The 23,756-nt window shown below is 71.0% G+C and carries 23 protein-coding genes; 5 read left to right on the top strand and 18 right to left on the bottom strand.

The annotated features are described in order from the left end of the window. The 3 genes from ACU6RU_RS13540 to ACU6RU_RS13550 all read left to right on the top strand — a co-directional run. The coding region (locus ACU6RU_RS13540) for an LPXTG cell wall anchor domain-containing protein (protein ID WP_446726802.1) at window positions 1-368 on the top strand (368 nt) is incomplete at its 5' end. 82 nt (window positions 369-450) lie between these two features. Continuing rightward, on the top strand, window positions 451-1,887 hold the full coding sequence (locus ACU6RU_RS13545; RefSeq protein WP_120264018.1) for a phytoene desaturase family protein: 1,437 nt from the start codon (window positions 451-453) through the stop codon (window positions 1,885-1,887). 201 nt (window positions 1,888-2,088) lie between these two features. Further along, on the top strand, window positions 2,089-2,340 hold the full coding sequence (locus tag ACU6RU_RS13550) for a DUF4287 domain-containing protein (RefSeq protein ID WP_120264019.1): 252 nt from the start codon (window positions 2,089-2,091) through the stop codon (window positions 2,338-2,340). A 132-nt stretch (window positions 2,341-2,472) separates the two neighbouring features. Here ACU6RU_RS13550 and ACU6RU_RS13555 read toward each other — a convergent pair whose 3' ends face one another. From ACU6RU_RS13555 to ACU6RU_RS13595, 9 genes are all read right to left on the bottom strand, one after another. Continuing rightward, the gene (locus tag ACU6RU_RS13555; RefSeq protein WP_064955859.1) at window positions 2,473-3,039 is read right to left on the bottom strand and encodes a manganese efflux pump MntP; all 567 of its coding nucleotides are present in this window, start codon (window positions 3,037-3,039) and stop codon (window positions 2,473-2,475) included. A gap of 176 nt (window positions 3,040-3,215) precedes the next feature. Further along, entirely contained in the window at window positions 3,216-5,168 is a 1,953-nt protein-coding gene (locus tag ACU6RU_RS13560; RefSeq protein WP_446726803.1) for an SDR family NAD(P)-dependent oxidoreductase, read from the bottom strand. Then, window positions 5,165-6,655 (bottom strand): FGGY-family carbohydrate kinase, encoded by a 1,491-nt coding sequence (locus tag ACU6RU_RS13565; RefSeq protein ID WP_446726804.1) that lies wholly within the window; start codon window positions 6,653-6,655, stop codon window positions 5,165-5,167. The genes ACU6RU_RS13560 and ACU6RU_RS13565 overlap by 4 nt, the downstream gene beginning before the upstream one ends. A 17-nt stretch (window positions 6,656-6,672) precedes the next feature. Next, complete coding sequence (locus ACU6RU_RS13570) at window positions 6,673-8,325, bottom strand: FAD-dependent oxidoreductase (protein ID WP_446726805.1); 1,653 nt, start codon at window positions 8,323-8,325, stop codon at window positions 6,673-6,675. A gap of 47 nt (window positions 8,326-8,372) precedes the next feature. After that, window positions 8,373-9,245 (bottom strand): 3-hydroxy-5-phosphonooxypentane-2,4-dione thiolase, encoded by an 873-nt coding sequence (gene lsrF, locus ACU6RU_RS13575; protein ID WP_120264023.1) that lies wholly within the window; start codon window positions 9,243-9,245, stop codon window positions 8,373-8,375. After that, entirely contained in the window at window positions 9,238-10,308 is a 1,071-nt protein-coding gene (locus ACU6RU_RS13580; protein ID WP_446726806.1) for an ABC transporter permease, read from the bottom strand. Before ACU6RU_RS13580 ends, lsrF begins: the two co-directional genes overlap by 8 nt. Next, window positions 10,305-11,276 carry an ABC transporter permease gene (locus tag ACU6RU_RS13585; protein WP_446726807.1) on the bottom strand — a complete coding sequence of 324 codons (972 nt, stop codon included), beginning with the start codon at window positions 11,274-11,276 and terminating at the stop codon, window positions 10,305-10,307. Before ACU6RU_RS13585 ends, ACU6RU_RS13580 begins: the two co-directional genes overlap by 4 nt. Then, window positions 11,273-12,766 carry a sugar ABC transporter ATP-binding protein gene (locus ACU6RU_RS13590; RefSeq protein WP_446726808.1) on the bottom strand — a complete coding sequence of 498 codons (1,494 nt, stop codon included), beginning with the start codon at window positions 12,764-12,766 and terminating at the stop codon, window positions 11,273-11,275. Before ACU6RU_RS13590 ends, ACU6RU_RS13585 begins: the two co-directional genes overlap by 4 nt. 44 nt (window positions 12,767-12,810) lie before the next feature. Next, complete coding sequence (locus ACU6RU_RS13595; RefSeq protein WP_120264027.1) at window positions 12,811-13,890, bottom strand: substrate-binding domain-containing protein; 1,080 nt, start codon at window positions 13,888-13,890, stop codon at window positions 12,811-12,813. A 183-nt stretch (window positions 13,891-14,073) separates the two neighbouring features. Between ACU6RU_RS13595 and ACU6RU_RS13600 the strand changes: the two genes are divergently transcribed. After that, a complete protein-coding gene (locus ACU6RU_RS13600) occupies window positions 14,074-14,814 on the top strand; it encodes a GntR family transcriptional regulator (protein WP_120264028.1) in 741 nt (246 codons plus the stop codon). Window positions 14,815-14,867: 53 nt separating this feature from the next. After that, complete coding sequence (locus tag ACU6RU_RS13605) at window positions 14,868-15,875, top strand: metal ABC transporter solute-binding protein, Zn/Mn family (RefSeq protein WP_446726809.1); 1,008 nt, start codon at window positions 14,868-14,870, stop codon at window positions 15,873-15,875. A 19-nt stretch (window positions 15,876-15,894) separates the two neighbouring features. Here the strand turns inward: ACU6RU_RS13605 and csrA are convergent, their stop codons facing one another. Genes csrA through ACU6RU_RS13650 form a run of 9 tightly spaced genes read right to left on the bottom strand, consistent with a single transcriptional unit; the run spans window position 15,895 to window position 23,208 of the window. Next, window positions 15,895-16,143 (bottom strand): carbon storage regulator CsrA, encoded by a 249-nt coding sequence (csrA, locus tag ACU6RU_RS13610; RefSeq protein ID WP_396652159.1) that lies wholly within the window; start codon window positions 16,141-16,143, stop codon window positions 15,895-15,897. A 60-nt stretch (window positions 16,144-16,203) separates the two neighbouring features. Then, complete coding sequence (locus tag ACU6RU_RS13615; protein WP_446726810.1) at window positions 16,204-18,255, bottom strand: flagellar biosynthesis protein FlhA; 2,052 nt, start codon at window positions 18,253-18,255, stop codon at window positions 16,204-16,206. After that, window positions 18,252-19,343 (bottom strand): EscU/YscU/HrcU family type III secretion system export apparatus switch protein, encoded by a 1,092-nt coding sequence (locus ACU6RU_RS13620; RefSeq protein WP_446726811.1) that lies wholly within the window; start codon window positions 19,341-19,343, stop codon window positions 18,252-18,254. The genes ACU6RU_RS13615 and ACU6RU_RS13620 overlap by 4 nt, the downstream gene beginning before the upstream one ends. 13 nt (window positions 19,344-19,356) lie before the next feature. Next, window positions 19,357-20,118 (bottom strand): flagellar biosynthetic protein FliR, encoded by a 762-nt coding sequence (locus ACU6RU_RS13625; protein WP_289330428.1) that lies wholly within the window; start codon window positions 20,116-20,118, stop codon window positions 19,357-19,359. A 1-nt stretch (window position 20,119) separates the two neighbouring features. Next, on the bottom strand, window positions 20,120-20,395 hold the full coding sequence (gene fliQ, locus ACU6RU_RS13630; protein WP_023953659.1) for a flagellar biosynthesis protein FliQ: 276 nt from the start codon (window positions 20,393-20,395) through the stop codon (window positions 20,120-20,122). Between the two features lie 12 nt (window positions 20,396-20,407). Continuing rightward, on the bottom strand, window positions 20,408-21,112 hold the full coding sequence (gene fliP, locus ACU6RU_RS13635) for a flagellar type III secretion system pore protein FliP (RefSeq protein ID WP_446726949.1): 705 nt from the start codon (window positions 21,110-21,112) through the stop codon (window positions 20,408-20,410). Between the two features lie 26 nt (window positions 21,113-21,138). After that, window positions 21,139-21,582, bottom strand: a complete 444-nt coding sequence (locus tag ACU6RU_RS13640; protein ID WP_446726812.1) for a flagellar biosynthetic protein FliO — start codon at window positions 21,580-21,582, stop codon at window positions 21,139-21,141. Between the two features lie 49 nt (window positions 21,583-21,631). Further along, the gene (fliN, locus tag ACU6RU_RS13645) at window positions 21,632-22,282 is read right to left on the bottom strand and encodes a flagellar motor switch protein FliN (protein WP_289330426.1); all 651 of its coding nucleotides are present in this window, start codon (window positions 22,280-22,282) and stop codon (window positions 21,632-21,634) included. Further along, window positions 22,279-23,208 (bottom strand): flagellar motor switch protein FliM, encoded by a 930-nt coding sequence (locus ACU6RU_RS13650; RefSeq protein ID WP_120264037.1) that lies wholly within the window; start codon window positions 23,206-23,208, stop codon window positions 22,279-22,281. Before ACU6RU_RS13650 ends, fliN begins: the two co-directional genes overlap by 4 nt. Window positions 23,209-23,756 lie beyond the last annotated feature (548 nt).

The raw sequence follows: 23,756 nt of genomic DNA on the forward strand, positions 1-23,756 counted from the left end.
AGGCGGCGGCAACGTCGAACTCGTCGACGGATGCTTCGGTGCAGTTCCAGGCTGATGCTGACTCCTCGGCTGACCCGAACACCAACGTGAACGCTTCGGCGTCTGCGTCGGTCGATCCGGGCGCTGAGAACTCGGCTTCGGTTGACCCCGGCGCTGAGACGTCGGCCTCGGCCGACAACGGCACCGACCCCGGCGCTCAGGCGTCGAGCAACAGCGCGTCGAGCAAGTCCGACGGCTCGCTCGCGCGTACTGGAGGCGACACGGCGGCTGCCATGGGTATCGGCATCGGTGCAACGATGCTGACTCTCCTGGGCGTGCTCGCTGCCGTCTTCGGACGCCGCAAGAACCGGGAGGTCGAGGCGGAGTAATCCCCTCGTACCATTCCAAGGGTGGGGCGGGAGCCTTCGGGCCCCGCCCCACCTTCCCTACTTTCCAGAGAGGTGCACAGCCATGGCCGCTGTCGCGCAAGGCACCGCCGTCGTCGTCGGCAGCGGCCCCAACGGGCTCGCCGCCGCCCACGTCCTCAACCGGGCCGGCTACGCCGTGACGGTCTACGAGGCGAACGATGTGCTGGGCGGCGGCGCCCGCGCGGCCGAGCCGCTGATCCCGGGGATCGTCCAAGACCACTGCGCCGCTGTGCATCCGCTCGCGCTCATCTCGCCCTACATCGCCGAGCTTGCGCCGGATGTGCAGTGGGGCAAAGCGTCGATCGAGGTCGCTCATCCGCTCGAGGGCGGCCGCACCGCACTGCTGCACCGATCGGTGGAGATGACCGTGCACGGCCTCGGCGCACCCGCGTGGGGTCGCCTCTTCGGCGCCCCGGCACGCCGCTTCGATGCCCTCGCCCCGGAACTCTTCGAACCGCCGCTCCATATTCCGCGGCATCCCCTTCTCTTCGCCCGGTTCGGAATGGTCGCAGCTCCGCCGCCGAGTCTGATCGCGCGGCTGCTGACCTCTGAACCCGCCGCAGCGCTGTACGCCGGGATCGCCGCTCACTCGTTCCAGCCCTTCTCACGCCCCTTCGCGGGGGCGGTGGCGGCCGCGCTTCTCACCGCCGCTCACGGTGTCGGGTGGCCCGTGGTGGTCGGGGGCACCTCGAAGCTCACCGATGCCATCGTCGCCTCGCTGCGTGAACGCGGCGTCACCTTCGTCACCGGGCATCGGGTTCGCAGCCGGGCGGAGCTTCCACCCCACGACATCCTCATGCTCGATGTACATCCCACGCAGGTCGAGGGCATCGTCGGCGATGCTCTTCCGCGCTGGAGTAAAACCCGTCTTCGGCGGTTCACGAGCGGACCTGGCGCGTTCAAGGTCGACTTCGTCGTCGAAGACGGGGTGCCCTGGACCAACCCGGACGTGTCGCGCGCCGGAACGGTGCACGTCGGCGGAACGGCCGCCGAGATCGCACGGGCCGAGGCCGAGACCTCGCGCGGCCGCATGCCCGAGCGGCCATTCGTGCTCGTCGGACAGCAGGATGTCGCCGACCCGACACGCCGCGTCGGCCGCCTGGCGCCCGTGTACGCCTACGCCCATGTCCCGCAGGGATACACGGGTGACGCGACGGCGGCCATCATCCGCCAGATCGAGCGTTACGCCCCCGGTTTCCGTTCCCGAATCGTGGCGCAACGCAGCTACTCGACAGGCGATCTCGCACGCGACAACGCGAATTTCGTCGGCGGCGACATCCTCACCGGGGCGAAGACGCTCGGCCAGCTGCTCCTCGGCCCGGCAGCGGCGGCATCGCCCTACGACGTCCGGGTTCCCGGCGTCTACCTGTGCTCGGCGGCCACTCCGCCGGGGCCGGGTGTGCACGGGATGTGCGGCTACAACGCGGCCCATCGCGCGCTGGCGGACGCGAGGCCTCGAGCGCGTTCCGCGTCGGCGTGACGTCACGAGAGGGGGAGCGGCCGAAGTCGCTCCCCCTCTCGCTACACGGTTCCCCACCGGTTGGGGGCCGGCAGGGGCCCGACGGGGAGTGCCGGACAGGTCTCGCGACCTACCGAAGAGATGCCCGCCCACCCGTTTCGTGACGAGACTTCGCAAAAACTCCTCGCCCGCGGCAGCGCGGGTCGGCGGTAGCCTCGGCGCATGAGTGCGTCGCGCGTCCCCGCTCCGGACATCGATCCCGCGAACAAGCCGAAGGGGCCGGCGTCGTACTTCCCGAGCATCGAGAAGACGTACGGGCTGCCGATCCAGCACTGGCTCGACATCGCAGCCGATCAGCTCTCGACCGGGATGTCGCACATGCAGGTGGTCGAGTCGCTCAAGACCGAGCACGGACTCGGCCACGGTCACGCGAACGCCGTGGTCGCGTACGTGAAGGCGAAGCTCGCGGGCTGACCCGCCTCGCTCCGGCGCTCACGCGCCCCGGCATCCGTGCTTCGGAGGGCGTCGCGAACCTCGGACTGTTCGCGCGCAAAGATCCGAGGTTCGCGTGATTCTCCGAGGCTCGCGACCGCGACCCGCGCGGAGTCAGCCGGCGACCAGGTGCTCGATGAGGATCTGAGTGCCGATGCCGATGAGCACGATGCCCCCGATGATCTCGGCGGGCTTGCGCCAGCGCGTGCCGATGCGGTGGCCGATCAGCACCGCGACGAACGACAGCGCGAACGTGACGAGGCCGATCGAGACGACCGCGATCCACAGCGGCACGTCGAGGAATGCGAACGACAGGCCGACGGCGAGGGCGTCGATGCTCGTCGCGAGGGCGAGCAGCACGATCTCGCGAGCGGAGAGGCCGGATGCGGCATCCGCGTCGTCCTCGTCGGGACGGAACGCCTCCCACAGCATCTTGGCGCCGATGGCGGCGAGGAGGCCGAAGGCGATCCAGTGGTCGAACGGGGCGATCGCCTCGGCGAACGTGCTGCCCAGCAGCCAGCCGATCAGCGGCATCACCGCCTGCGCGAGGCCGAAGGCGCCTGCGATGAGCAGGGCGCCCCGCACCACGTGGGCGCGCAACTGCAGTCCCTTTCCGAGAGCTACGGCGAACGCATCGGCGGAGACGCCGACGGCCAGGATGAAGAGCGCCCAGGGCGACATGGCTCCTCCTCGAAGCGGGGATGACGGGATGGCCGGCGATCGTCCCGGGCACCGTCGAACGGAGATCGGCCGCTCTCGAGCTTGCCAGTCGCGGGCCGTCGAAAATGACGAAAAGCCCTGATTGACAGCATTTCGGGCGAGCGAATCGTTCGGTCGGCCGAAAAAACGGCGCGGCCTCAGATCACCCGGTCGTTGCCCCCGTCGACGCTGAGGTGCGCGCCGGTCGTCGCCGGCAGCTGCTCACAGAAGACGGCGACCGCCTCGGCGACCATCGCGCTCGTGACCTCGACGCGCAGCAGATTGCGTGTGCGGTACTCCTCGACGCTGAGGCCGTAGCTGGCCGCGCGCTCCGCGAGCAGCTCGGGTGTCCAGATCGCCGTGTCGAAGACCGCGTCGGGCTCGACCTGGTTCACCCGGATGCCGTCAGCGGCCCACTCGATCGCTGCGACCCGCGCGAGCTGAGCCGCTGCGGTCTTGCTCGCCGAATACGACGCGACGCCGGGGCCCGGTGCCGCGACGTTCTTCGTCGACACGAGCACCACGCGCCCGCCCCGGGGCGCCAGCGCGAGGTGCGCGTGCGCCGCCCGCATCAGGCGCAGGGGCGCGGTGGCGTTGACGCGAACGGCGCGCTCCCACGCGGCATCGTCGAGGTCGGCGATCGGCTGACTGCGGGGGAAGATCCCCGCAGCGACGACGAGCATGTCGACGCCGCCGTAGGAGCGGACCGCCTCGTCGAGGGCGCGCTCGACGACGGCAGCGTCGGCGACGTCACCGACCACCCCGCGCCACGCGTCACCCGAGAATGCGTGCGGCACGCTCGGATCGAGGTCGACCCCCACCACCGCGGCGCCATCGGCGAGCAGCCGCTCCGCGGTGGCCCGCCCGATGCCGGAGGCGGCGCCGGTCACGATGGCGACTTCGCCCGCGAGCGGTGCGCGTCGGCGTCCCGCGAGCTTGGCCTGCTCGAGCGACCAGTACTCGATGTCGAAGCTCTGCGCTTCGTCGAGCGAGCGGTAGCCGCCCAGCGCATCGGCCGCCTCGATGACGGCGATGGTGTGCTCGGCGATGTCGGCCGCGACACCGACATCCCGCACGGTGTCGCCGGCGGTCAGCATCCCGAGCTCCCGGTCGAACACGACGCGTGGCGCGGGGTCGAGAGGAGTCACCGGCCCCGGCTGGCGGTGCCGGTGGCGCTCGACGTAGGCCCGGTAGGCGCTCGCGTACGCCGCGACATCGCGCCCGACGAGCGGATGCCGCTTGGTGTAGATGACGTGCTCGGGGGTCGCGGTTCCCCGGGTCGTGGTCACGTCGAGATCGGTGCGGCCCGCGAACGCGGCGGCACGGTGCGACCGGCTCTGTCGCAGCAGCATCGGCCGTCCGGCGGCGCGTGCGATGTCGGCGCGCAGGCCCGCGATGGTCTCGAGCGTGCCGCGCTGTGGGATGCCGTGATCACCGGCATCCGTCTGGCCGGCATCCCTCTCGCCGGGTGCGATGATTGCCGACAGCCCGGTCGCGCGGGCGACGATCTCGCGATGGCGGGCGAGGACGGCGTCGGGATCGTCGCCGAAGGTGAACAGACCGTGGTTGCGGAGGACGAGCGCGTCGACCCCGCTGAGGTCGGTGTCGGCCACGAGACGGGCCAGCGGGAATCCGGGCATCACATACGGCAGCACGACGACCCGCGGGCCCAGCGCCGTGGCGATCTCGTCGTCGGGCACGTCGCGATCGGTCACGGCGACGATCGCGTCGGCATGCGAGTGCAGCGCGACCCGGCCGGGGAGATACGCGTGCAGCAGTGCCTCGATCGAGGCCGTCGGTGCCGATGCGTCGAGCGAGGCCTGGCGCAGCTCGTTCACCATCGTCGGGTCGTCGAGGTGCGGCAGGCGCAGCAGGCGCTCGAGGCGGTCGCGACGCAGTGGCGCGAATCCTGCCGGCTCGATCGTGGCGAGATCCCATCCGCTCCCCTTGACCAGGACGAGGTCGACGGGCTCGCCCGTGACGTCCTCGCCTCGCGCGGTGATCGACGTGTTCCCGCCCCCATGGAGGACGAACGAGGGATCGCCGCCGAGGGCCTGACTGACGCGCACGATCTCGTCGAGGGCGTCGGACACGCCCGACGAGGGCGTCATGCGTAGGCCTCCCAGACGCTCGTCATCGACGACACGACTCGGTCGAAGCGGGCCGCCTGCTGCTGATACGCGGTGCGGCAGATGCCCGGTTGCACGACGAGCGCGGGGTCGGGTTCGACGCCCCACGGCGTCATGTCGACCCCGACGCCCCGTGCCGCGAGCGAGGCGACGCCGCGCGCGCCCAGCTCGGTGCCGAGCTGCCGGCGCATCGCGTGACCGATGACATCAGCGAACATCTGCGCCCACTGGGGGTTCTTCGCCCCGCCGCCGGCGAGGGTCCACGGGGCGTCGGTGACGACGGCCCCCGTCGCGACGACCTTCTCGATCTGCACGCGGTGGTACTGCGTGATGCCTTCGGCGACGGCGCGGGCGACGTGCGGGTAGCCGTGGCTGCCCTTGATTCCGACGAAGGTGCCGGAGGCGCCGAGATGCTCGGGCGCGCCGTGGATGAAGGGCAGGAAGAGCAGCCCGTCCGCCAGCGGGGGTGCGCCGTGCGCGGCTTCGAGGAGGTCGCGCGGAGTCAACGGGAGAGTCGCGCGGGCGCCGAGCAGCCCGGACGCCCACTCGATGCTCGCGGCGGACGTGGGCGCGACCTCCATGGCCAGCATGAGGCGGGGATCGGGGAGCAGCGCGTTGATCGTGACGCGCGGGGGAACGGCATCCGTCGGCACCACGACCGCGTTGATCGCCCAGGTGCCCACGATCACCGTCACGTCGCCGAGATCGGTGGAGCCTGCGCCGAGCGGGCTCGCGACGCAGTCCATGCAGCCGGCGACGACGGGCGTACCCGCGGTCAGGCCCGAGCGTGCGGCGGCGTCGGCGCTGATCGTCCCGACGACCTCGTCGCTCGCGTGCAGGGGTGGCAGGATGCGCTGGAGTTCGCGGGGCAGACCGAGCATGTCGAAGACCTCGGGCTCGTACTCCCGCTCGCGGAGGTTGACCAGGCCGCATCCCGACGAGTCGGACGTGTCGGCGCTCGCGACGCCGGTCAGGCACGCCGTGATCCAGTCCTTGCAGGTCAGGGCCCAGCGGGCCCGGTCGAGCGACTCGGGCTCATTGTCGAGCAGCCACCGCAGCAGCACGCCGGGCTGCGCGGCCCACGGAAGCGACCCGGTGAGCAGCCGCATCCGCTCGACCGCCGCGGGGTCGAGGGCCGCGACGACGTGCTCGGCCCGGCTGTCGGTCGAGGCGATGGCGGGCCGCACCGGCCGCAGCTGCTCGTCGACCAGGTAGAGACCGTTGCCGTGGCCGGTCGCGCCGACCGCCGACACCGTCCACCCGTCGGCGGCGAGCCATGACGTCAGGTCGCGGAGGACGTCGGCGACGACATCCCACAGCGTGTCCATCGCGATCTCCTGCCGCTCGCGCGAGACGGCGACGCGGGGGTTCGGCGCCGAGACCGTGCGGATCTCCCGCCCGGCGTCGTCGAACGCCGCTGCTTTGGCAGACGTGAGTCCCACGTCGATGCCGATGACGCAGATCTTCATCGATCCTCGTTTCTCGCTCAGGCGGCCGTCGGCTGAGCGGATGCCGGGCGCAGGGTTCGGGGTGCGAAGCGCCGAGCGGCTTCACGGTATCGCGCCAGCTCGGCTTCCGCGCGCTCGGCACTCCAGTCGCCGTGCGCGACGAGGACGTCGGCGGCACGTGCCGCACAGCCGAGGCCGACGTCGCTGTTCAGCGCGATCGCGGTGCGACGGATGAGCACGTCTTCGAGCGTGTGGGCGCCTTCCTCGCGGACGGCGTAGACGACCTCCGCGGCGATCGCGCCGCTCTCGTCGTCGATGACCTCGGCGAGAGACGGGTCGGATGCCGCCAGCATCTCGATCGGGCGGCTGAGGGTTCCGTACAGGTCGGCGAGTCGACGGGCGCTGCGCTCGGGCAGGGCGCTGCGGGCGACGCTGTCAGCGATGAAGCTCTCGTGATCGCCCGCGGGCGCGCCGGGGAACCGGGCGGTGCGGGTCGCGGAGCGGCGGTGGCCGAGCCCCAGCGCCGTCTCGATGCGCCGCAGCGCCTGCTCGCCCAGGGCCCGGTGGGTCGTGTACTTGCCGCCGATGACGGTGAGCAGTCCCGCGGCGTCGCCGGTGTGCACGACGATCTCGCTGTCGCGGCTGACCGAGGCCGGGTCGCTCAGGTCTGCCACGTAAGGAAGCGGGCGCACTCCCGAGAACGACCACAGCACGGCGTCGCGTCGCAGACCGGCCCCCGGGATGAGGTCGTTTACCGCGCGGAGCAGGTAGTCGACCTCGTCGTCGTCGACGACGATCTCGTCGATCGACCCGTCGTAGGGCAGATCGGTCGTGCCGATCATGTACTTTCCGTCCCACCACGGCAGGACGAACATGGGCCTGTTGTCATCGGGTGACTCGAAGAAGATGCAGGTGTCGGGCGCGCCGGGGAACGCGTCGACGACGAGGTGGCTTCCCTTCGTCGGGCCGATGCGGCGCGGGTGCTCGCCCTGCAGATCGAGGATCGCGTCGACCCACGGGCCGGCGCAGTTGACGACGACCGGGGCGCGCAGCGTCCGCTCGCGACCGTCCTCACGGTCGAGGTAGCGCACGCCCGCGATGCGTCCCTTCTCGCGGATCAGGTCGGTGACGGGGGTGTGGGTGAGCACCGTGGCGCCGTGGTTGGCCGCATCGATCGCGAGCTCGATGCCGAAGCGCTCGGTCACCGGCACGTGCGCGTCCTGGAACAGGCCACCCCACTTCACGCCGCCCGCAGCGACCGACGGCCACTCGCGCGACAGGCGCCGCGAGAAGACGATGCGGTTGCGCGGCAGCTTCTTGCCGAACGAGAGGATGTCGTGCAGCAGCAGACCGCACGAGAGCAGCCAGCCCGGCCGCGAGGCGCCTCGCGAGAACGGGATGAGCATGGGGTAGGGGCGCACGAGATGCGGTGCGGTGCGCAGCAGGATGTTGCGCTCGCGGATCGATTCGAGCACGAGCGGGATCTCCACGCGCTCGAGGTACTTCAGGCCGCCGTGGATGAGACGGGTCGAGATCGCCGAGGTGCGGGCGGCGATGTCGTCGCGGTCGATGACGACGACGTGGAGGCCACGGCTCGCGGCCTCACGGGCGATGGCGAGGCCGTTGATCCCGGCGCCGATGACGACGACGTCGGCCGAGGTGGGCTCGGCATGGGTACGAAGCGAGGGCATGCTGCATCCTTCGGGTCTCGGGGCGCCCGCGGGCGCCCCGAGACGGTTCAGTGGGAGAGGGTCTGGAACAGGTCGAAGGCGTCGTCGGCGCTGAGGCCGTCGTGGACGACCCCGCGGACGGCCGCGAGCATGGCGGCCGGGTGCGCCGACTGGAAGACGTTGCGTCCCATGTCGACGCCCGCCGCGCCTTCCGCCATCGCCCGCGACGCCACACGCAGGGCCTCACGCTCCTCGACCTTCTTGCCGCCGGCGATGACGATCGGGACGGGGCACGCGCTGGTGATCGTCTCGAAGCCCTCCTCGACGTAGTAGGTCTTCACGAACGCCGCGCCGAGCTCGGCGCTGATGCGGGTGGCGAGGCGGAAGTAGCGGGCATCGCGCACCATGTCGCGACCGACCGCGGTGACGGCCAGCACCGGGATGCCGGTGGCCTGGCCCGCGTCGACGAGGGTGGTCATGTTGCGCACCGACTTCGTCTCGTTGTCGCCGCCGATGAAGACCTGCACGGCCAGGGCCGCGGCATCCAGTCGCACGGCGTCGTCGATCGAGACGGCGATCTCTTCGTCGGAGAGCTCCTTGAGCACGCTGGGACCGCCGGAGGCGCGCAGCACGATGCCCTTCGACGAGTGCGGCGGGATGGTCGTGCGCAGGGCTCCGCGCGTGCACATCAGAGCGTCCGCCTGGGGAACCAGCGGCAGGATCGAGCGGTCGAGCCGCTCGAGGCCGGAGGTCGGGCCCTGGAAGTAGCCGTGATCGAACGCGAGCATCACGGTCTTGCCGTCGCGGGGGTCGAACACGCGCGACATCCGCGCGCGCAGCCCCCAGTCCTGGCCCGCTTGGCCCTTGATGGGGTAGCCGGTTCCGGCCACGGCGGGGCCGGAGTAGTCGGTTCCCTCACGCAGGTCGTCGAGGTCAGCCATGGATGTTCTCCTTGTTCTTCGGGATGGGGTCGGTGTCGGCGCGTCGGGCCGAGGGAACGGAGGCGGGGCGACGCAGGCTCACCCGCAGCCGGTGCAGAGAGCTGCGGCCGGTTCCGGTGGCGGCCGAGGCGATCACGACGACGAGGACGACGAGCACGCCCTTGAGCACGTTCTGAGCGCCGATCGACCACCCCACGAGGTTGAGCAGCCCCGACAGCAGCACGAAGAAGAGAGCGCCGGTCCAGGCGCCGGCCGGTACGGGGCGACCGCCGGAGATGAGGGTGCCGCCGATCACCACGACCGCGATCGAGTCGAGCATGTACGAGCTGCCGAGCACCGTGCTGGGGGAGATGAACGCGGCGAGCAGGCCGCCGACCAGTCCCGCGAGGCCCGCCGAGACGAGGTAGGCGGTGACCGTCACCCCCGCCACCGGCAGACCGGCGCGTTCGGCAGCGCGAACGCTCTGGCCGACGGCGATGACGGCGACACCGACACGGGTCCGGGTGAGGGCGAGCCAGACGATCACCGTCATTGCCGCGACGACGAGCGCGATGACCGGGATGCCGAAGGCCTTCGCGGTGACGAAGGCCCGCAGGCTCGCGTCAGCGCCGGCGCGTGCGGCATCCGCCAGGAGGAGCGTCGCAGAGGTGACGACGAGGCTCGTCGCGAGGGTCGCGATGATCGGCGGCACCCGCAGGAGCAGGATCGCGGCGGCGCTGACCGCACCGGCGGCGAGCCCGGAGCCGACCCCGGCGGCGAGCCCGATCGCCGGCCCCGCCGTGGCGCCCACGCCGACCGAGACGTAGGAGGCCATCGAGATGACGGTGCCGACGGAGACGTCGATGTTGCCCGGGCCGAGGGTGATCACCAGCATCTGTCCGAGGGCGACGAGCACGAGGAACGGCGCAAGCGAGAGGGCTTGGGCCATGGGGTCGAGGGGCGACCCGGGGCGTACGGCGATGATCACTGTCCACACGGCGAGCACACCGAGGAGCGACCACCCCCAGGCGGGCCAGACGGGGCCGCGGCGGGGCGCCGGGAGCGGGATGGAGGCGGAGGTCATCGCGCGATCCTCTCGGTGATCATGCGGCCCGCGAGCACGGCGATGACGATGACGCCTTGTGCGGCCGACTGCAGGGCGGACGGGAGGTTGATGAGGCTGAGCAGCACGGTGATGAGGCCGAGGGTGATCGCGCCGAGCGTCGTGCCGATCGGCAGGGCACGGCCGCCCGAGAAGGTGCCCCCGCCGAGGATCACCGCGGCGATCGTCATGAGGGTGTACTCGCCGGCGGCGTTGATGTCGCCCGACCAGGTCTGCGAGGCGAGGAGCAGGCCCGAGACAACGAGGAGCGCGGCCGCGGCGACGTACGCCGTCGCGCGGGTCGCGACGAGCGAGGTGCCCGTCTTCTCGAGCGTCGCGGCCTGCGAGCCGAGCGCACGCATGCGTGCCCCGGCGAGGGAGCGTCGCGTGATCCACCATCCCAGGACCGTGGCCGCGGCGATGAAGATGAGCGGTGCCGGGAACCAGGTCGGCCGCCAGGTCGACAGCGCCGAGAGCCAGTCGGGGGTCTGACCGCCGGGCGTCGGCCGGATCTGCAGTCCGATCCCCAGCCACACGAACGACATGCCCAGCGTCAGGATGATCGAGGGCACCCCGCGGCGCTGCACCACCCAGGCGAGCAGTGCGTACACGACGAGGATGCCGGCGATCATGGCGATCGCGAGGGTGGGGGTCTCCCGCAGAAGCGTCGCCGCGATGACCGTGATGAGACCGACGAGATAGCCGACGCTCAGGTCGATGTCGCCGACGGCCATCATGATCATCTGCGCTTGGGCGGCGAGCACGAGCGGCACCGACGACATCAGCATCAGGGTCAGGCCGGGCACGCTGAGGATCCCGGGCTGCAGGACGGCGGTCACGGCGAAGATCGCGATGAGCGCGACGAGTGCGAGGAGAGCGGGCGATCCGTTGACGGCGGAGGCGCGCAGGCGCTGCGGCGCGGTGGGCGGGGAGAGCACGTCGGTGGTCATCGGTCCTCCTGGACTGTCTCGGCGTCGATTCCGAACGAGTCCGCGATGATGCGCTCGTCGGTGATGTCGTCGCCCGCGAGCTCGCTGACGACGCGCCCGGCACGGAAGACGTAGACACGGTCGCAGTGCGCCATCTCGCCGTTCTCGGTGGAGTACCAGACGATCGAGCGGCCGCGTGCGGCCTCGACGCGCATGAGGGCGTAGAGCTCGTTCTTCGTGGTGACGTCGACGCCGCGGAAGGGGTCGTCGAGCAGCACCAGGGGAGCATCGGTCGCGAACGCCCGCGCCACGATGACCTTCTGCTGGTTCCCGCCCGACAGTGACGTGATCGGTGCGCGTGCGCCGCCTTTCACGTTCAGGCGTTGCACCCATTCCTCCGCGAGCCGCCGGCGCCGGGCGGGCGGGACGATACCGGCCCTCGCGAGATGACGCGTGGCCGAGACGGTGAGGTTGTCGGCGACGTTCCAGAGCGAGAAGATCCCGCTGGTCTGGCGGTCGCCGGGAACGTAGGCGCGCCCGCGTACGACACGGACGCCGCGCGCGTTGGCCCAGAGCCGGTGCAGCAGCTCGTCCTGACCGTGGCCGGCGAGGCCGGCGAGGCCCACGATCTCGCCCGGTGAGACCGAGAACGGCACCTCGCCTCCGTCGATCCGGGCGACGGTGCCCGTCGCGTCGATCTCGGGCCGAGCGCTCGCCGCGCTCACCCGGCGCACCGTGGCGGTGTCGGCGTGCACCTCGCCGCCCATGGCCGCCAGCAGTGCGTCCTCGTCGGTCTCTCGCGCCGAGACCACGTCGACCACGCGTCCGTCTTTCATGACGGCGATCCGGTCGGCATGGGCCAGCACCTCCTGCATCCGGTGGGAGATGAGGGCCATGCCGACGCCCTCGGCCGCGAGGCCGCGGAGGGCGTCGTAGAGCTGGCGGGTCGCGTTGATGCTGAGCGATTCGGTCGGCTCGTCGAGGATGAGCAGCGACAGCGACGGCGTGCACAGTGCGCGCACGATCTCGACCATCTGCCGCTGCGCCATCGTGAGGTCGCCGGCCCGGCGCAGCGCCGAGACGCCGTGTCCGGGGAAGACCTCGTCGAGCTTGCGCGACACCCGCCGCTCGGCGCGGCGGTTCCAGCCCGCACCTCGGGTGCCGGCATCCGAGAGCGCGATGTTCTCGGCGACCGTGAGGTCGGGGCAGAGGGCGAGCTCCTGGTAGATCATCCGCACACCGGGCTGCTCGGTGCCGGGCTTCGCGGTCGCGGCGCCGGTCTGCCAGCGGATGCTGCCGGCGTCGGGCTGCTCGCGCCCGGCGAGCACCCGCATGAGGGTGCTCTTGCCGGCGCCGTTGTGGCCGACCAGGCCGAGGATCTCGCCGGCCGACACCGAGATGTCGATCCCGGCCAGGGCCGTCGTGTTTCCATACCGTTTGGCGACGGCCTCGGCCGTGACGAGCGCCACGTCCGAGGGTGCGGTCGCGGGGGTGTGCGACAGGGTTGTCATCGGGTCTCCTGGTTCGAGCTGGTCGGCCACGGCATCACCGGGTGTCAGGGCAGTGCGGGCGTGGCGACGTCGTCGCCGGCCAGCAGAGCCGCGATGGCGGCGTCGGTGGTCGCCTCGTCCCAGGCGTTGGCGGCGTACTCGTCGGTGCCGAGGGTCTCGACCCAGTAGTCGAGGTTCTCCTGCGTGACCTGCACGAGCGGGAGGACCACGTCGTCGGGCACCTCGTCGCCGCGCAGCTTGGCGATGGCGGCGTAGAGGGCGGCGACGATCTGTCCGGGATCGGTCAGCGCCGCGAACGACCCGTTGTCGATGCCGCTTTCCTTCCAGAACGACAGCGACTTGCCGTCGGTGTCGAAGACGACGACCGGGATGTCGCGCCCGGCCGACTGGAAGGCCTGGACGACGCCCATGCCGCCGATGCATCCGGGAACCGCGGCGATCGTCGGCATCGAGCCGAGGATCGCGACGATCTCCTTCTGCGCCGTCGCGGCGTCGCAGAAGCCGTTCACTTCGGCGGCGACCTTCACGTCGGGGTAGCCGGCGAGGATCTCCTGCTGGCGGGCGTAGAACGCCTCGTCGGGCTGCGAGCCGATGACGCCCCGGTTGAGGATGATGTCGCCCTTGCCATCGATGGCGTCGAGGGCGGGCTGGAGCGAGTCGGCGCCCCACTGCCCGTAGTCGTTGCGCACGACGACGCCGCAACTGGTGTCCATGTCGGCGTCGACGATCACGACGGTGATGCCGGCGGCGCACGCCTCCTCGATGACGGGGACGAGGGCGGTCGAGGATGCCGGGATGACCATGAGCACGTCGGGGTTCTGAAGCATGAGGCTGCGAATCTGGGACGCCTGCTCGGTCGCGCTGTTCTCGCCCGGGGCATTGACGACGCTGTAGTCGGAGACGACGCCGCTCTCCTTGAGCTTCGCGGCCTCCGTCTCGAACTTGTCGATGAGGGTCAGGCGCCAGCCGTTGACGAACCCGTTCGACAGGGCCACCTTCAGGCCCTGGGGTTCACCGCCGGCGGTGGTGTCGGTCGGGCTGCCGGCGCAGCCGGCGAGGACGAGAGCGGAGATCGCTGTCGCGGCCGCTGCGGCGAGCATGCGGCGGGTGGTCGGGAACGTCATCGTTGTGCCTCCTGGTGTCGCATCGTTGCGAGGTGCCGATGTCACGAGGGCGTGCGGGCTGCCTAACTCGTAACAACCAACCTGTCATGACAAGTTGGTGATGACTAAGATAGGGAGCGGGCCGCCGGGTGTCAACACGGCGCCGGATACGCTCGCCGTGACGGCCCGATCGAGGAGGCTCCCATGACCGCAGCGACGACGCTCGACCGCTCGTCCGATCTCCCGCTGTGGCAGCAGCTGTCGCTCGCCTTGCGTGGCGAGATCGAGTCGGGGCGCCTGCGGCCCGACCAGGCGCTGCCCTCCGAGTCGGAGCTCATCGATCGTTTCGGGGTCTCGCGCACCGTCGTCCGAGAGGCGCTGGCCGACATGGTGCGCGCCGGGCTGATCTACAAGGTGCGGGCCCGTGGCTCATTCGTCTCGCCGGCGCGACCCGACCTCCGCTTCGTCGGTTCGATGGCGGGCTCGTCGGACGATCTCGCCGGAACGGGGCGGGTGGTCACGACCCGCGTGCTCGACTTCGCGGTCGGGACCGCGGATGCCGCCGACGCCGAGGCGCTGCGCATCCCCGTGGGTGCTTCCGTGGTGCGGCTGCGTCGTCTGCGGCGTGTCGACGAGACGCCCTGGCTGCTGGTCGACACGGTGCTGCCGCACGACCGTTTTCCCACCCTCGCACGCGCCAACCTCGAGAACCGGTCGCTGTACGAGCACCTCCGGCGCAACTTCGGAGTGCAGCCCAGCGGAGCCGACCGCTGGCTCAGTGCTGTCGTCCCCGAGCCGCCCGACGCCGAGCTCCTCGAGCTGGCGCCGGGCCAGCCTGTGCTCTCGATCGAGTCGATCGCGTGGGATGCCGACGGGCGGCCCTTCGAGCGATATCTGGCGCTCCACCGGAGCGACGAGTCGCGTTTCTACGTGGGAATCCGCTGATGTCGGGCTCCTGCGGTCAAGAGAACGATTATCAGTAACGTACAATCGAGGGTATGACCCGTCGACTCCTCCCCGCGGCCGTGCTCGTGGCCGCGGCATCCCTCGCACTCGCCGGCTGCGCCGGTACCTCCTCGCCGGCCGCGAGCGGCTCGGACGACGGAAAGATCAGCGTCGTCGCCTCGACGAACGTGTACGGCTCGCTGGCTGCCGAGGTGGGCGGCGACGCCGTCGAGGTGACCTCGATCGTGACCTCGCTCGCGCAGGACCCGCACTCGTACGAAGCGTCGGCGCGCGACCAGCTGACGGTGTCGCAGGCCGACCTCGTCATCGAGAACGGCGGGGGCTACGACTCGTTCCTCGACGGGCTCGTCGAGTCGAGCGGCAGCACCGCTCCGGTGCTCACGGCGGTCGAGTTCTCGCACGATTTCCCCGGGGCCGAGGGGCACGCGGACCACGCCGACGAGCACGCAGCCGACGACCACGCGTCCGACGACCACGACCACGGTCACGACCACGAAGGTCACGACCACATCGAGGGCTTCAACGAGCACGTCTGGTACGACCCGCACACGATCGCCCACCTCGTCGAAGACATCGCGCACGAGCTCGGCGAGCTCGACGCGGCGAACGCCGACACCTTCGAGGCGAACGCCCAGGCGCTCATCGAGCGGATCGACGGTCTCGAGACGTCGCTCGACACCATCTCGGCGGCCCATCAGGGCGAGAAGATCTTCGTGACGGAGCCGGTGCCGCTGTACCTGGCCGCCGCGGCGGGCCTCGACAACGCGACTCCGGCCGCGTTCAGCGAGGCCGTCGAGGAGGGGCAGGACGTGCCTCCCGCGACGCTCCTCGAGGCGCAGCAGATCCTGCGCTCCGGCGACGTGCGGATCGTGATCGTGAACGCCCAGACGGGCGGCGCCGAGACGACGGAGATCACCAAGCTCGCCGGCGAGCTGAACATCCCCGTGCTGGAGTTCACCGAGCTCATGCCCGACGGCGTCGACTACGTGGGCTGGATGCAGCAGAACATCGACGAGATCTCCGGGGCGCTCGCGGGCTGACCCGCCGCCCGAAGCTCTCTCAGTCCGCCGTCGGGGCCGCGCCCTGGCGGCGGACGAGTGCGTTCAGGAGGGCCTGCTGCTCGTCCGCGGACGAGCGGGCGGCCGAGACGTTCTCGGTCTCGACGGCAGCGACGATCTCGGCGCGCTGGATACGGGTCGACCGCGGGGCTTCGATGCCGAGCCGGATGCTGTCGCCCTTGACCTCGAGCACCGTGAGCTCGATGTCGTCGCCGATGAGCACCTTCTCACCGACTCGTCTCGTCAACACCAGCACTCGATCACCCTACTTTCCGTACGCGCTGCGCGCGCTCCGCGGCCGACGCGAGTCTCATGCGGTCGTGATGGCCTGCGCGTCGCCGACGGTGTCTCGGACCACGCCCACGGTGTCGATCGCCAGGCCACCCGCCGTCGCCTCGGTGTACGACAGCACAGGCAGACCGTCCGTCTGCGACGAGATGAGGCGCCGGACGGCGGAACGCAGCGACGGGGCGCACACGAGCACAGGCTCCGGCCCCGGGCCGGCCGCCTCCAGAGCGGCGCGTGTCGAGGCCACGACCGCCTCGAGCCGATGCGGGTCGAGCGCGATGTGCGGGCCGTCCTCGCTCGGCCGCATGGCCTCGAGCATCGACTGCTCGAGCAGCGGGTCGATCATGACGATGCGCAGCCGCCCCTGCTCGGCGAACCGCGTCGCAACGGCGGGACCGAGGGCGAGGCGCGCGGTCTCGATCAGGGCGTCGGGGTCCGTCGTCGTCTTGGCGCGCAGCGCGAGTGCCTCGTAGATCCGGGTCAGGTCGTTGATCGGGATGCGCTCGGCGAGAAGGCCCTGCAGCACGCGCTGCACCTCGGCGAGCGACAGCAGCGCCGGCGTGAGCTCTTCGACGGCCGCGGGGCTGGACTGACGCAGCGTCTCGGTGAGCTGGCGGACGTCTTCGCGGCTGAGCAGTCGGGCGGCGTGGGCCTGGATGACGGACGAGAGGTGCGTGATGATGACGCTCGCGCGGTCGACGACCGTCGCGCCCGCGAGCTCGGCGCTGTGCCGCATCTCGAGGGGCACCCACTTGCCGTCGATCCCGAAGACCGGGTCGGGCGACGACCGGCCGGGCAGGGTCTCGAGCCCCGAGCCGAGGGCGAGGAGCGAGGCCCGAGGCGCGACGCCGCGACCCGCCTCGATCCCGGCGACCCGGATGACGTAGGTCGACGGCGGCAGTTCGATGCTGTCGCGGGTGCGCACGGGCGGAACGATGAGCCCGAGCTCGAGCGCGGTCTTGCGTCGCAGCGAGCGCACGCGCCCGAGCAGGTCGTCGGGGCCCCCGGTGACGAGATCGACGATGTCGGGTGCGAGCAGGATCTCGAGCGCGTGCACCCGCATCCGCTCGGCCAGTTCCTCGGGGGTGTCGACGGCGCCGCGCGGGTCGACGGCGGGGGCGTCCTCGGCCGCCTGAGTCTGCTCGCGACGCCCGACCCGCTGCGCGATGAGCAGCAGGGTGGCTCCGATGACGAGGAACGGCAGCATCGGCATTCCGGGGATGAACGACATCACGATCGCCGCGCCGCCGGCGATCGACAGCGCGTTGCGCGACTGCGTCAGCTGCGCCGCCGCGGCCGAGCCCATGTCGGACTCCGCCCCCGAGCGCGTGACGATCATGCCCGTCGCGACCGCCATGAGCAGCGCGGGGATCTGCGTGACGAGGCCATCGCCGATCGTGAGCAGAGCGTATGTGTTGAGGGCTTCGCCCGCCTCCATGCCCTTCGAGAGCATGCCGATCGCGACGCCGCCGACGAGATTGATGATGATGATGACGAGCCCGGCGATCGCGTCGCCCTTGACGAACTTCGAGGCACCGTCCATCGCGCCGTAGAAGTCGGCCTCGGCGGCGATCTCGGCGCGCCGGCGCCGGGCTTCGGTGTCGCTGATGAGGCCGGCGTTGAGGTCGGCGTCGATCGCCATCTGCTTGCCCGGCATGGCGTCGAGGGTGAACCGGGCGCCGACCTCGGCGACGCGCTCGGCGCCCTTCGTCACGACGACGAACTGGATGACGATGAGGATCAGGAACACCACGATGCCGATGACGAGCGATCCGCCCACGGCGATCGCGGCGAACGCGTCGATGACCTGCCCCGCGTGCGCCTCGCCCAGCACGAGCTTCGTCGACGCGACGTTCAGCCCGAGCCGGAACAGCGTCGCCACCAGCAGCAAAGAGGGGAAGACCGCGAAATCGAGCGGCCGCTTCACGAACATGGCGGTCAGCAGGATGAGCAGCGCGAACAGGATGTTCGTGATGATGAGGACGTCGAGGATCGGCGGAGGCACCGGCACGATCAGCAGCATGATGATGCCGACGACCCCCATCGGCACCAGCGACCTTCTCAGGATGTTCATCGGGGTGCCTTCCTCTCGGGAACGGTGTGAACGCCGCGCGCAGCGCCGCGGCGCTTGAGCCCGTCGACGAAGACGAGCACGCGGGCGACGGCGGTGTAGAGATCACCCGGGATCTCTTGTCCGAGCTCGCACGCCCCGTGCAGGGCGCGGGCGAGCGGGATGTCGCGGACGAGGGGGACGCCGGCCTCATGGGCTCGCTCGCGGATGCGTTCGGCGATGAGGCCCTGGCCCTTCGCCACGACCCGCGGTGCCGATTTGCCCGGCTCGTAGCGAAGGGCGACCGCGATGTGCGTGGGGTTCACGAGCACGACATCCGCGTCGCCGACGGCGGCGATCATGCGGTTGCGGCTCATCGCCATCTGGCGGGCGCGGCGCTGGCCGCGGATGAGCGGGTCGCCCTCGGAGTTCTTGTGCTCGTCGCGCGCTTCCTTCTTGGTGACGCGCGTGTGCTTGCGGTTGCGACGCATGACCACGAGGACGTCGATCGCGGCCAGCAGCACGCCGACCGCGACCGCGGTGATGAGCAGTGCGGTCACGACGTTCGAGGCGATCTCGAGCAACCGCGTGATCGGGTGCGCGCCACTCATCGTCAGCACGGGCATGAGCCCGGCGACGACGAACCACAGCGCGAGACCGATCGCGGTGGTCTTCAGCAGTGCCTTCGCACCCTCCCACAGCGCCTGCACGCCGAAGAGCCGTTTGACGCCGTTCAGCACGTTGAACTGCTCGAACCGCGTCGGCACGCCGCGCAAGTGGATGCCGCCCTGCGCGACCGACCCGAGGATCGCGACGAGCGCGACGGCCAGCAGCGCCGTGCCGAGGACGGCCGGGATGCTGCCGAGGGCCGACGACAGGACGGCGACGGCGTGCTCGGGGTCGGGGTTGCGGATGACCGCGGCGATCTCGACGAACTGCGCGGCACCGGCATCCGCGCCCGCCCCGATCATGGCGGGGAGGACAAGCGCGACGGTGCCGATGGCGAGCCAGGCGGACAGGTCCTGGCTGCGCGAGAGCTTGCCCTTGCGATAGGCCTCGCGCAGCTGACGCCGGCTGGCGTGCTCGGTGCGTTCGCCGCTGTCGCTGCTCATGAGACGCCGCCGTTCATCGGGTGCCGCCGATCAGCAGCCCGGTTGCCTGGTCGGTGAGCGCCCCGACGACAGCCGGCAGGGCGAGGATGACGCTGCCGGCGAGGAGGAACGTCAGGATGATCTTCAGCGGGAAGCCGAGAGCGAACGCGTTGAGCGCCGGGGCGACGCGGCTGACGAGCCCGAGCGCGATGTCGGCGAGGAAGAGCACGAGCAGCAGAGGGCCGGCGATCTGGAGCGCGGCGACGAGCAGCTGTGACGCCGTGTCGACGAGCAGCTCGACCGGGCGAGCGAGGTCGAGCACGCCGTCGACGGGAATCGCCGCGAAACTGCGCGCGAGCCCTGCGAGGATCAGCTGGTAGCCGTTGCTCGCGAACAGCAGGGCGAGGGCGATCATCTGGAAGAGCCGCGTGAACTGGGCGCCGTTGACGTTCATCTGCGGATCGAAGCCCTGCGCGAGCTGGAACCCGCCGAAGACGTCGATCAGGCCCCCGGCCGACTGCACGACGGCGAAGCAGGTCATCACGAGGAAGCCGAGCAGTGCGCCGGTGACGACCTGTGCGGTCAACGCGAGGAAGAACGCGCCGGTGTCGAGGCTCTCGTATCCCGGCGCGACCGTGCCGCTGAGGGCGAGGGCGACCCCGATCGCGACCATCGCCTTGATGCGGGCCGGAAAGGCACCGTATGAGAAGGGCGGTGCTATGAAGATGAACGCGGTCGTGCGGACCGCGGCGAGACCGGTGGCCTCGATCCAGGCGAAGTCGAGCAGCAGCTGCATCTCAACCGCCCGAGAGCAGGTGCGGGATGCGGTCGAACATGGTGTGGGTGAAGGCGATCGCCTCGGCGATCATCCAATGCCCGCAGACGACCAGCGCGATCGCGACGGCGACGGCCTTCGGCACGAACGAGAGCGTGACCTCCTGGATCTGCGTGATCGACTGCAGGAGCGAGATGGCGAAGCCGACCACGAGCGCCGTGATCAGCAGGGGCGCGGCCAGCTTCGCGGCGAGCACGACGCCCTCCATGCCGATGTCGAGGACGGCCTCAGGGTTCACGCGTGCCCCCGGTCATCCGCCCGCTCCGTAACTCTCCATGAGGGTGCGGAGGATGAGTCCCCACCCGTCGACGAGGACGAACAGCAGGATCTTGAAGGGCAGCGAGATCATCACCGGCGGGAGCATCATCATGCCCATCGACATCAGCGCCGCGGCCACGACGAGGTCGATGACGAGGAACGGCACGAAGATGACGAAGCCGATGATGAAGGCCGCACGCAGCTCGGAGATCATGAACGCCGGGATGAGGGTTATCATCGGGACGCTCGCCGGATCCTCGGGGTTCTCGGCCCCCGCGAACCGCGTCATCAGGGCGAGGTCCTCCTCGCGCGTGAACGACAGCATCCAGGTGCGCAGCGGGTCGGTGCCGACGCCCACCGCATCGGTGAACGTCAGCGAGCCGTCGACGTAGGGCTGCACGGCGACCGTGTTGATCTCGGTCAGCACGGGCCACATGACGAAGAGGGTCAGGAACAGGGCGAGGCCCGCGAGCACCTGGTTGGGCGGGATCGTGGGCAGCGACAGCGCGTTCCGGGTCATCGCCAGCACCACGAAGATCTTCGTGAACGACGACATCATGAGCAGCAGCGCCGGGGCGACCGACAGCAGCGTGATGCCGATCAGCGTCAGCACCGACGATGAGGGCGTACCGTCGATGCCGTTGATGTCGACGGAGATGCCGCCGTTCGGCGACGGCGTCGAGGCGGCGACGAGCACGAGCGCGCCGAGCGCGCCGCCGAAGGTCACGCGCCCAGGGCGCGGCGCAGCACCTGTGCGGCATCACGCGCGGTCATGATCGCCGGGCGGGCGGTGCGTTCGGCGCGGGCCTGCGATCGCAGGAGGGGCACCGGCGGGCTCAGGGGCGCGCCGCCCGCGACATCCCGCAGAGCCGGACGGCTCGTGCCGAGCTCGTCGTGCTCGGCATCCCGTGACGGGGCATCGGAGGCAGGGTCGATCCGATCGAGCATCGACACGCCGCCCTCGGTGATGCCGAGCACGTAGCGGGCGCCGTCGATCTCGACCACGGCGACCTGCGCCTTCGGCCCGATGCCGCGCTTGGCGACGACGGTGATGTCGGTGACGGCATCCGAGCGTGCCGACCTCCGGCTTCTCGGGAGGCCCGCGCGTGCCCCGCCCGCGCCGCCGCGCGAGAAGCGGCGCTGCAGCACCCACACGATCGCGAGCACGACGCCGAGCGAGACGACGACGCGCAGCGCAAGCAGCAGATCGTCGATGTCAGGCCTCCGCGTTCTCGATGATCCGCGTGATGCGCACCGCGTAGTCCTGGTCGACGACGACGATCTCGCCGTGCGCGATGAGGCGGCCGTTGAGCTTGACGTCGGCGGGGGCGCCGGCCGAACGGTCGAGCTCGATGATGCGGCCGGGCTCGAGGTCGAGCACGTCGCGCACGGTCATGCGCGTGCGGCCGACCTCGACCGTCAGCTCCATCTCGACGCCTGCGATGCGCTGCAGGCGACGAGGCGAGGCCGCGGCGGGGTGCGATACGCGAACCGCGAGGCGCCCGATCACGCGGGCATCCTCGTCGACGAGGTCGAACACCTGCGCGGCCGGGTGCGCGAAGAGCGATGAGGCGTCGCCGATGGTGGCCTCGCCGAGCACGCTCGGCCCGAACGCCGTCGCGGCGGCGTCGAGGGCGTCGCGCAGCCGCTCGTGCAACGGCAGTCCGGCGTCGGCGCCGACGAGGGCAGACTCGTCGAACACGACGACCGCGAGCGCCGCGCTCGTGTCGCCGACCGACGAGACGATGACCGCATCGCCGGTCTCGCCCGCGTTCGTGCCGGGTCGGGCCGTGATGCGCGACGCCGTGGGCAGCCGGTCGGCGAATGCGGCCGCGGCCGCGGCCTCGTGGGTGGTGGTGCTGGTCATGACGACTCCTCGGACAGCGCGGGGGAGAGATCGGATGCCGTCACGACGCACGCGAGGCGCGCGCCGTGCGACCCGATGGCAGCGGATGCGACGACGTGTTCGTCGACGGCGAGATCGAGGGGACGCTCGGCCGCGTGTGCGAGCGAGATGACGTCGCCGACCGCGAGGTCGAGGACCTCGGCGGGCCGCACGGCGCGCGGCGCGAGCCGCAGCGTCACCTCGACGGGGGTCTGCTCGATGTGCCGGCGGACGAGGCCGGGGTCGTTCGTCGCACGCGGCGCCGAAGCGCTGTCGGACAGGCGTTCGAGCAACGTCGCGGCGGGGAGGGCGATCGTCGCGGTCTCGGTGCGGTCGGCCAGGCGCATCGAGAACCGGGCGACGACCACGAGGTCCTGACCGCCGACGACCTGGGCGAAGGCGGCGTTGTACTGCACCGCGCCGACGCTCAGCTCGCGGGGCAGCAGCGAGCCGAGGGCCGTGCGGAGATGCCCGAGGGTCTCGTCCATGAGCGACCGGATCAGCGCCTGCTCGATCGCCGTGAGAGCGCGGGCCTCCGGGCGCTGCGAGCCGTCGCCACCGAGCATCTTCACGATCCACGACAGGGCCGACGGCAGGGGGAACTCGATGACGGCGCGGTCGTCGGAAGCGGCATCCGAGCACAGCACGAGCGTCGTCGTGGGCGGGACCGTCGCGACGTACTCGTCGTAGGTCTCCAGGCTCACCCGCTCGAGGGCGATGTGCGCGCGCACGCGGGCTTTCGCAGCGAGGAGCATCGCCCACTGACGCGCGAAGGCGTCGAAAGCCCCGGCGAGAGCGCGCGTGTGCTCACGCGACAGTGCCGCGGGTCGGCCGAAGTCGTAGCGTTCCGGGGCCGCGGTCGCGGCATCCTCGGTTCGCGCGCTCGGGGCGATCGGCACGGTCTGCACGGCGGGGACTATCGGTCACGCGTGTGGCTCCGTTAGGCGCGGGCCGCGCCCGCTCGGCGTCGCGGGCTCGGGTTGGGGTGGCAGTTCGCGCCCGCTCGGGGCTCGGGTTGGGGCGGGAGCTGCCAGGTGGGTGCTGGGGGTGGTGTGGGCTCGGGTTGGGGTGGCAGTTCGCGCCCGTTCGGGGCCCGGGTTGGGGCGGGAGGTGCCAGCTGGGTGCTGGGGGTGGTGTGGGCTCGGGTTGGGGTGGCAGTTCGCGCCCGCTCGGGGCTCGGGTTGGGGTGGGGGCTGCCAGGTGAGTGCTGGCCGCGGGCGCGCGCCAGGGTTGAGTTGGCATGTGCTGCACTCAGTGCCCGGTTGGGGCGGGAGCTGGCGGGCAGATGCTGGCTAGGGCTCTGGTTCGGGCGCGGGCTGGACCAGGGTTGGCAGTGGCTGCCCACTCAGAGCCCGGTTTGGGGCGGGAGTTGCCATCTGGATGCTGGGTGTGGGCGCGCGTCGGCTTTGGGTTGGCAGTTGCTGCCCGCTCGGGGCCCGGGATGAGGTGGGAGCTG

This window comes from Microbacterium sp. F1-18 (assembly GCF_052921305.1).